We start from the raw sequence: 9,453 nt of genomic DNA, 5'->3' as shown, positions 1-9,453 counted from the left end.
GAGGTAACCTGCTGTAAATACGAAAAAAAAGAGCGCGCAGCAGCGAGTCCATGCAGGCAGCGCGCAGCCTGGAAAAACTAAAACATCGGGGCGTGGGTGTCTGACATGGGAAGCGGGGACAAGCCGCCGGCGCGAGCACCGCAAGTCCCCTGTGGGAGCGAGCTTGCTCGCGAAGGCGGTGTATCAGTCACCAGCAACATTGACTGATCCAGCGCTTTCGCGAGCAAGCTCGCTCCCACAGGTTTTGTGTCCGGTCCGTCAGAGCCGGCGTTTGCGGTTGAGGCTCGGGATGGTGGTCTGGGCGATTTCGACCTGCTTGGCCTGCCGCGAGGTCTGTGCCGCCAGCGCCGCCAGTGTCGGCTGGCTGAACAGCGTGCGCGCGTCGACATGCAGACCGGCCAGACGCATGCGCGCGACCAGACTGACCGCCAGCAACGAATGCCCGCCCAGCTCGAAGAAGTTGTCGTGCCGGCCCACCTGCTCGACCTTGAGCACCTGCGCCCAGATCTGCGCCAACGCGGTTTCCACGTCGCCTGCGGGGGCCTCGTAAGGACGACTGAGCAGCGCCTCCGCCCCCGGTTCCGGCAACGCCTTGCGGTCGATTTTGTCGTTCGGCGTCAACGGCAACGCCGCCAGCCTCACGTAGGCGCCAGGCACCATGAACTCCGGCAACTGCGCCAACACATGCGCTCGCAATGCTTCCAGCGTCGGTGCAGCCAGTTCGGCGCGCAGGGTGTAATAAGCCACCAGTCGCTCATCGCGTACCAGCACCACCGCCTCGCGGATGGCCGGGTGTTCCAGCAGGCGCGCTTCAATCTCGCCCAGCTCAAGGCGCACTCCGCGCAGCTTGACCTGAAAGTCGTTGCGACCGAGGAATTCGAGGTTGCCATCGGCGCCGTAACGCACCAGATCACCGGTGCGATACAAGCGATCACCAGGTACGAACGGACTGTCGATAAAGCGTTCGGCCTGCAATTGCGGCAGTCCCAGATAGCCCCGCGCCACGCCCACTCCGCCAATGTGCAAATGCCCACTGACGCCAAACGGCACAGGCTGATCAAAGGCATCGAGGACGTATAGCCGCGTGTTGCTCAGGGCCTTGCCGATCGGCACCAGTGTCTGCGGCACCGGTTCGCCGGGTTGCAGCGTCCAGCCACTGCTATCGACCGTGGTTTCGGTCGGCCCGTAAACGTTGTGCAGGCGCACCCACGGCAGGCGTTCGCGCACTTGCCGGGCCAGCGCAACGGTCAACTCGCCGCCACCGTTGAGCACGTCGGTCAGGCTGGTGCACTGGCTGACATCGTCCTGTTCAATGAACTGCTGCAACAAGGCCGGCACAAACTTGACCACGGTGATGTTCTGCTCACGGATCACTTGCGTGACATACGCCGAATCGCGATTGCCATCGGCCCGCGCCAGCACCAGGCGCATGCCCGAGCACAGTGGCCAGAAGATCTCCCACACCGAACTGTCGAAACTGTACGGCGCCTTTTGCAGCAACGCACCGTGTTCAGTCGGCGGCGACAACTGCGAACCCCAATGCACCATGTTGCACGCGCTGCGGTGCTCGATCATCACGCCTTTCGGCGTGCCCGTGGAGCCGGAGGTGTAGATCATGTAGGCCAGATTCGTCGCACCGAGACCGGGCACCTGCAGATTCTCGTGCGGTTGGTCCTGCCAGACGCCGAGGTCGAGATTGATCAGTGGCACGCCGGGTTCGCCGAGCAAATCACGCGTTGCGGCATGCACCAGCAGCGCGACCGGGGCGCTGTCCTGCAACATGTAGTTCAGCCGTTGCTGCGGATAATCGGGATCGAGCGGCACATAAGCACCGCCGGCCTTGAGAATGCCCAACAGACCGATCACCAGTTCCGGCCCGCGCTCGACGCAGATCGCGACCCGCGAATCCGGTTGCACGCCGAGCCCGCGCAGATGATGGGCCAGGCGGTTGGCCTGCTCGTTCAACTCGCGATAGCTCAGGCGTTGCTCGGCGAACTGCACGGCGATGGCATGCGGCTTGCGCTGCACCTGTTGTTCAAACAGCGCCTGAAGTGGCTGATCCAGCGGGCAGTCGACTGCCGTATCGTTGAACTCGATCAGCAGCCGTTGCAGTTCCTCCTGCGGTAACAACGGCAGGCTATTCAGCGGCCGCTGCGGCGTGTTCTCCAGCGCTTCGACCAACACGCTCAGCGCTGACTGCACATAACTGCATATCCGCTGCGCACCGATGCTCGACAGGGTTCGGGTGGTCAGACGCAAGCCTGTGCCGAGGTCATCGACACTCAGGGTAAACGGATAATTGGTCCGCTCCTCGTTAGCCAGGGTCTCGATGCCCTGCCAGGTTTGCCGGGAGGTTTTTTGCCCGACATCATCGCTGTGCCGATAGTTGAGCAAGGCGCTGAACAGCGGCGCCGGCGCAGCAACGCCGCTGCAACGCTGGGCCAGCGCCAACGAAGCGTGTTCATGGGCAAGCAACGCGCTCAGGCGCGCATGGGTGGACTTCAGCGCTGCGCGCGCACCCTCGCCGACATCGACCCGCAGCGGCAAGGTGTTGATGAACACCCCGAGCGCCCGGTCGGCACCCGCGCCACCCTGCATGCGGCCCATCAACACCGTGCCAAATACGACACTTTGCTGCGCGGAGGTCGCCGCCAACACTTGCGCCCAGGCGAGGTGGATCAGGCTGGCGATGCTCACGCCCGCCAGGCGTGCCTGCTGCTGCAGGCGCTGATACAGATCGCTGGCCAGCGCCTGCTCGGCTTCTTCGATGTTGCTGCCGTCGCCCTGCACGTTCTGCAAAGCGAACGGCAAGGTCGGCTCGTCGATGTCGCCGAGCATCTGCCGGAAGAACGCTTCATGCTCCTGCTCACTGACGCCCAGTCGCGTCTGCGCCACGTAGTTGCGATACGGTACTGGCGGCGCCAGCGTCTCCGAGTGCCCGGACAGGCTGGCGTGGATTTCTTCGCGCATCGCCTCCAGCGCAATGTGATCCATCGCCAGGTGATGGAACAACAAGATGCCGACCACCCGATTGTGCGCGGGATCACGGGCATACATCAGGCGCAGCAGCGGCGCCTGACTGACATCGAGGCGATAACGCCGCGCGTCGAAACGCTCGTGCAATTGATCGATGATCGCGCCACGGGCAGGATCAAATTCAACCTCCTGCACCGGCAAAATCGCCTCGCGCCAAACGACCTGAACCGGTGACGTCAGCCCTTCCCAAACCACCGCCGTACGCAGGATGTCGTGCCGCGCCATGACCTGACGCAGCGCAGCGGCAAAGGCCTCGACCCGCTCGAGGCTGTCGAACGCCAGCAGCGATTGCAGCAAATACGGATCGCCCTGCGCAGCGGTGATGTGGTGATAGAGAATGCCTTCCTGCAACGGGGCCAACGGGTAGATGTCCTGCACATTGGCGGCACCGCCCGGCACGGTCGCGACGATGCGTTCGATCATCGCCTGATCCAGTTGCACCAATGGCAACAGGTCCGGCGTGATGTACGTGCAATCGGGCGCAATGCGGTTAGCCGGCACCTCGACTTCGCGGCCGCTGCCCTCTGCCGCCGCTAACGCCGCCAGTGTCGGTTGATTGAACAGCACGCGAACATCGCTGCTCATGCCAATCTGGCGCATGCGTTCGATCAGGCCTACGGCGAGCAAAGAGTGGCCGCCCAGCTCAAAGAAATGGTCGTGACGCCCTACCCGGTCGACCTGCAGGACCTCGGCCCAGATCTGCGCCAAGGCGATTTCGACGTCACCTTGTGGCGCCTCGTATTGACGACGGATCAACGCGTCCGGCCCCGGCGCCGGCAACGCCTGGCGATCGAGCTTGCCGTTGGCCGTCAGCGGCAAACTCGCCAATTGAATGTAGGCGGCCGGCAGCATGGCGGCTGGCAAACGCGATGTCAGGTGCGCATGCAGTAGCTGGATGTCCAGCGCTTCGCGCCCGGTGAACCATGCCAACAATTGACCGTCGCGCACCAGCACCACGGCTTCCTGCACCGCGTCATGGCTGGCCAGTGCGGCTTCGATTTCGCCCAGCTCGACACGCACCCCACGAACTTTCACCTGGTCATCGTTGCGACCGATGTACTCAAGATTGCCGTCGGCACGCCACCGCGCGAGGTCGCCGGTACGGTAAATGCGCGCATCAGGCTGCGCACTGAACGGGTCGTCGAGAAAGCGTTCGGCGGTCAGGTCCGGACGATTCAGATAACCCCGGGCAACCCCGGCGCCGCCGACATACAGTTCGCCAATGATGCCGATCGGCACCGGACGCTGCTGATCATCGAGCAGATAAGTCGTGGCATTGCTGACGGGTTTGCCGATGTGCAACGCCTGCCCCGGGGTGATCAACCCCGACGTGGCGACCACCGTGGCCTCGGTCGGGCCGTAGTTGTTGACCACCGCGAACGACTGCGCGCGGTTGAACTGGCGCAGACGATCGCCGCCGATCAGCAAGGTGCGCAAGGTCGGATGATCGGCCTGTTGGCTGAAGGCGTATTCGGCAATCGGCGTCGGCAGAAAGCTGACGTCCAGCGGCTGCGCCCGCCACCAGGCGAGCAGCGCATCGATGTCTTCGCTGCCTTCGCTCGCGGGCGCAAGATGCAGCGTCGCCCCGGCACACAGCGCCGGCCACACCTCCCAGGCCATCGCGTCAAACCCGAAGCCGGCGAGGCTTGAGGTGTGCTGCCCGGGGCCAAGTCCAAACGCCGAACAGTGCCAGTCGACCAGATTGCCCAGCGTGCGGTGCTCGACCATCACGCCTTTGGGCAAACCGGTGGAGCCGGAGGTGTAAATCACATAGGCGAGGTGGCGGGTGTTCAACCCCGTCACGACGGGATCGGTCAAGTTGTCGAGCGGCCACTGGCGCCGATCCAGCTCGATCACCGGCAGCGTTGTGGCGGGCAGACGCTCACGCAGATCGCTTTGCGTCAGCAGCGCCACCGGCGCACTGTCGCTGAGCAGATAACTCAGGCGCTCGGGCGGATGCGCCGGATCAATCGGCACATAAGCAGCGCCAGCCTTGAGAATCGCCAGCAACCCGACCAGCGTGTCCAGGCCGCGGCGGGCAACGATTGCCACACGATCGTCAGGAAGCACGCCGAGGCCGATCAGATGGTGGGCGAACGCATTGGCTTGCCGATTCAGATCGGCATAACTCAGGGTTCGCCCCTGATACGTCGCGACCACAGCGTCCGGCTCTTCGGCCACTCGCGATTCGAAGCGCTGATGAATCAGTCGGCCTTGCGGATAACTGACCCGGGTGTCGTTCCACTCATTGAACAGGGCCAGTTCTGCCGGGCTATTGAGGTTGAAATCGGCGATCGCCAGCGCCGGGCATTCCAGACCTTGCTGCAGAATCAGCAGCAAGCGCTCGGTCAACGCCGCGATCTCGTCAGCCGTGAAATAGGCTGGCGAGTACACCAGATGCAGCCAGGCTTTGTCGGTGTAACGGTTGCTGCGCAGGTGAATGGCCAGCGGAGTCGCCTCGTGCTGGTTGGAGACCTTTACCGAGTGTCCCGACGCCTCACCGTAACGGTAGTCATGGTCGTCCTGCTCGTAGGACAGCGACAGCTCGAACAGTTGCGCACGATCTTCACGCAACAGCCCCAGCGCGCGGTTCATCTCGCTCAGCGGGTAGCGTTGATGGCGGAAATCCTGCTTCAGGTCAGCGCCGATCGCCTTGATCAATCCAGCGAATGACAACGTTCGACCGAAGCCCATGCGCATTGCACTGACCTGGGTGAACAAGCCCAAGGTGCTTTTGAAGCGGGCACCGGAGCGATTGAGAATCGGCAGACCGACCACCCACTCGTCACGTTGGGCGGTACGACTGAAATACACATGCAGCGCCGCGAGCAATACATGAAAGGCCGAACCGCCGAGGTGCCGCGCAGTGTCTTTCATGCGCTCGTGCAGCACGGCTGGAAAAGCCTCGACGTGGATGCGACTTGGCGCTGCTTCAACATCAAGGAATTCGCGATGACGGGGCGTCAACAAGGGCTCGGGCAAGCTACGGTACTTGTCCAGCCAGTAACGTTGATCGCGCTCATAGCGAGGTGACTGATGGTAGCGCGCGTCTTCTTCGATAAAGCCGACATAGGACGGTGCCGCCCTGCGCGGATGCTCGCCACGGCACAACGTGCTGTAGATCTCGCCCACCGACTTGAACAGCAACGCGAACGCCCAGCCATCGATGATCAAGTGATGGGCCTGGGCTGCCAGCCAGTGACGATGGCGATCGAGGCGAATCAGACTGAAGCGGAACAACGCCTGCCCGCTCAACACGAAAGCCTGCGCCATCTGTGCTTCAACCAGCGCCCGGGCCGCCGACTGCGGATCGGCTTGGCCGCTGAGATCAAACAGCGGCATGGCCACCGGCAGTGCCGGCGCAAACCCTTGCAACGGCAGTCCGTCGTGACCCACGTCCGCGAGCAGCACAATGCGCAAGGCATCATTCGCTGCCACCAGAGACTCAAGCGCCGATTGCAGCAACGCCGGATCCAGCGGCCCGGTCAGTTCGACGTAACCGCCAATGTTGTACAGCGGCGAATCGCCGCGGCTCAGTTGGTCCAGCCAGATATCCCGTTGGGCGGCAGTCAGCGCAAATGTCTCGACAGGCACGGACACATCGTCCGCCACGTTGGCAGAAGTAGGCTGCATAAGATCCATCTCATGAAATTTTGCCGGTATTCAAGCATCGGCCCCGGCGCCGACATGACACCTGAAACCCGGACAACCACCAGGCTCGTACACCCCTGTCTGACCTTGTGGGCGTGTTTACCGTAGGCACTGTCGAAAAGTTCGGAGAGGAAATACTGAAAAGCTTGTAGGAAAAAAACCACATAGCAGCGCCGCCATTTACCCGAGCGCTGCCGATCAGAATTCCCCTTCGCCAGGTTTTCCGGGGCTTGAGCGTGACTGAACAGTCACTCTCGCCGCTACGCCGGCGTTTAACAGCGTCAGAACCCCGGCGCCAATATTCAGAAATAGTGGCACTTTGTGTCCCTGTTTTCCCCTACAGACGTAGGACAAATCCATAGGCTTAAATCCCGCTCCAGATCATGTTCAAGGAGAAATGACTGCGTGGGCGGCTTTTACAGAGACGGCAGACGATTCAGTGATGGCTCTGAACCAAGGATGAAGGATATGAATCTGACCGGCAGCATTCGTAATATGGAAAACCCACACTTCTACTGGCAACTGGGTGAGTTGATTGCCAGCACCGGCGATGATCACTTCGCCACGAACATGTTCCAGTTGGTCGACACCTTGGTGCCGGTCAACCGCGTGGATCTGAGTGAGTGGACGCTGGATGAACGTCAGGCCAGCGTGGTCGACATCAAGCCGTTGGGCAGCGCCGGTTTGACGCAGACCTGTGCCGCGCCCGATCTGCTGGAGAGCCCCGACGATCATCCGCTGCTGCAGAAGATGATCGAGATGAACGACTCGCTGCTGATTCAACTGAAAGCCTCGCTCCAGCCGCGCCATCCGCAACACAGTGCGCATCAATGCAATCTGGTTTCGCGTACGTCCAACCGCCGTTGCGTGATTTCGTTTTACCGACCGCATACCCAACGGGTGTTTTCCCTGCCGGAGCTGTCGTTTCTCAAGAGCCTGTCCGACACCCTGCTGCCGCTGATCGAACGTCACGCGCAGATCAGTCGGCAAATCCTCGCCCGGCAACCGCGCCAACCGTTGGCCGAGCTGGATCAGGCGCCGCTGGCGCAGGTGTTCGATGAGCGCCTGGCATTAAGCGACATCGCCCTGTCGGTGCGCGAGAAAGAAGTCTGCCTGGGCCTGTTGACCGGCGGCACCGTGCCGCAAATGGCGGAAAAGCTGCGGGTCAAAAACAGCTCGATCGAGACGTACCTGAAACGCGCCACCGCCAAACTCGGCGTCAGTGGCCGCCATGGCCTGGCGAAATGGATGGCCGGCGCCTGAGCACAAAGCTCTCTAAATGCATGAGGCAGTTCGATGTTGACGTTGCGACTTTCCCTGCTGTCCATCGCGGTGCTGATGGGCGGTTGTTCATTGATTCCCGAGTATCAGCGCCCCGCTTCCCCCACCGCCGCGCAGTATCCGACAGCAACGCAGCCAGCCACGAGCGCCGAGGACTGGCGCACGCTGTTCACCGATCCGGCGCTGCTACAACTGATCGAAAGCGCGCTGGTCAACAACCGCGACCTGCGCGTGGCGGCACTCAACGTCGAAGCCTTTCAGGCGCAATACCGCATCCAGCGCGCCGACCTGCTGCCGGCGGTGTCGGCCAATGCCAATGAATTGCGCCAGCGCATGCCGCCGAGCGTGACCCAAGGCAAAGCGCCGATCAATTCGACGTACTCGGTCAACCTCGGCATCAGCGCTTATGAGCTGGACTTCTTCGGTCGCGTGCGCAGCCTCAGCGAGGAGGCCTTGCAAACCTGGCTTGCGACTGAAGAAGCGCGGCGCAGTGCCGAGCTGAGTCTGGTGGCCAACGTCGCCAACGCCTACCTGACCTGGCGCGCCGATCAGGAGCTGCTGGAGCTGACCCGCGACACCCTTGCTGCCGATGAACAGAGCCTGCACCTGACCACCCGCAACCGTGAGGCCGGCAAATCGTCAGCGCTGGAGCAGGCGCAGGCGAAGACCAGCGTCGACAGTTCCCGGGCCAATCTGGCGCGCTATCAGCGTCAGGTCGCCCAGGACTTGAACAGCCTGACCTTGCTGGTCGGCGCGCCCGTGCCCGAGTCACTGCCCGCCCGCCCACTGGCCAGCGAGCTGGTGCGGCAACTGCCCGCCGGCCTGCCCTCGGATCTGCTGCAACGGCGTCCGGACATCCTTCAGGCGGAGTACAAACTGAAAGCAGCCAACGCCAATATCGGTGCGGCACGGGCGGCGTTTTTTCCCAGTGTCAGCCTGACGGCGAATGCCGGGACGTCGAGCCGCGATCTGTCCGGGCTGTTCGGCGGTGGCTCTGGCGCCTGGACCTTTCAGCCGCAGATCAGCCTGCCGATTTTCAATGCCGGCAGCCTGCGCGCCAGCCTGGATTATTCGAAATTGCAGAAAGATGTGGCGGTGGCCGAATACGAAAAATCGATTCAAACCGCGTTCCAGGAAGTCGCCGACGGCCTCGCTGCGCGCAGCACTTATCAGCAGCAATTGCAGGCGCAGCGCGATCTGGTCGCGGCCACACAGACTTACTACAACCTGGCGCAAAACCGTTATCAGAATGGCGTCGACAGCAGCCTGACGTTCCTCGATGCGCAGCGTTCGCTGTTCAGTTCGCAGCAAGGCCTGATCACCGATCGCCTCGCGCAACTGGTCGCCGAGGTCAACCTTTACACCGCGCTGGGCGGGGGCTGGAGCGCCGCTGAATCAAGCGTGCAGTAAGCTGTAGTCACTTTTTCTTACACCTTTTGTCGCGCGATCCTCTGCCGTGCGGCGATCCGTGGCCGGGCTCTGCCT

The 9,453-nt window shown here is 62.4% G+C and carries 3 protein-coding genes; 2 read left to right on the top strand and 1 reads right to left on the bottom strand.

What is annotated here, in order from left to right; all coding sequences use genetic code 11:
• Positions 1 to 258: 258 nt before the first annotated feature.
• On the bottom strand, positions 259 to 6,669 hold the full coding sequence (locus tag BMY54_RS08240) for a non-ribosomal peptide synthetase (protein WP_093430740.1): 6,411 nt from the start codon (positions 6,667 to 6,669) through the stop codon (positions 259 to 261).
• Between the two features lie 486 nt (positions 6,670 to 7,155).
• Between BMY54_RS08240 and BMY54_RS08235 the strand changes: the two genes are divergently transcribed.
• Together BMY54_RS08235 and BMY54_RS08230 are read left to right on the top strand one after the other, a co-directional pair.
• Positions 7,156 to 7,950 (top strand): helix-turn-helix transcriptional regulator, encoded by a 795-nt coding sequence (locus BMY54_RS08235; RefSeq protein ID WP_093430739.1) that lies wholly within the window; start codon positions 7,156 to 7,158, stop codon positions 7,948 to 7,950.
• Positions 7,951 to 7,983: 33 nt separating this feature from the next.
• Positions 7,984 to 9,378 (top strand): efflux transporter outer membrane subunit, encoded by a 1,395-nt coding sequence (locus BMY54_RS08230; RefSeq protein WP_093430738.1) that lies wholly within the window; start codon positions 7,984 to 7,986, stop codon positions 9,376 to 9,378.
• The last annotated feature ends 75 nt before the right edge of the window (positions 9,379 to 9,453 follow it).

It is taken from the genome of Pseudomonas sp. ok266 (genome assembly GCF_900110195.1).
In the GTDB taxonomy this organism is placed as follows: domain Bacteria; phylum Pseudomonadota; class Gammaproteobacteria; order Pseudomonadales; family Pseudomonadaceae; genus Aquipseudomonas; species Aquipseudomonas neuropathica.
The sequence above is the reverse complement of the archived record's forward strand: the minus strand, read 5'-3'. Positions and strand labels throughout refer to the sequence as shown.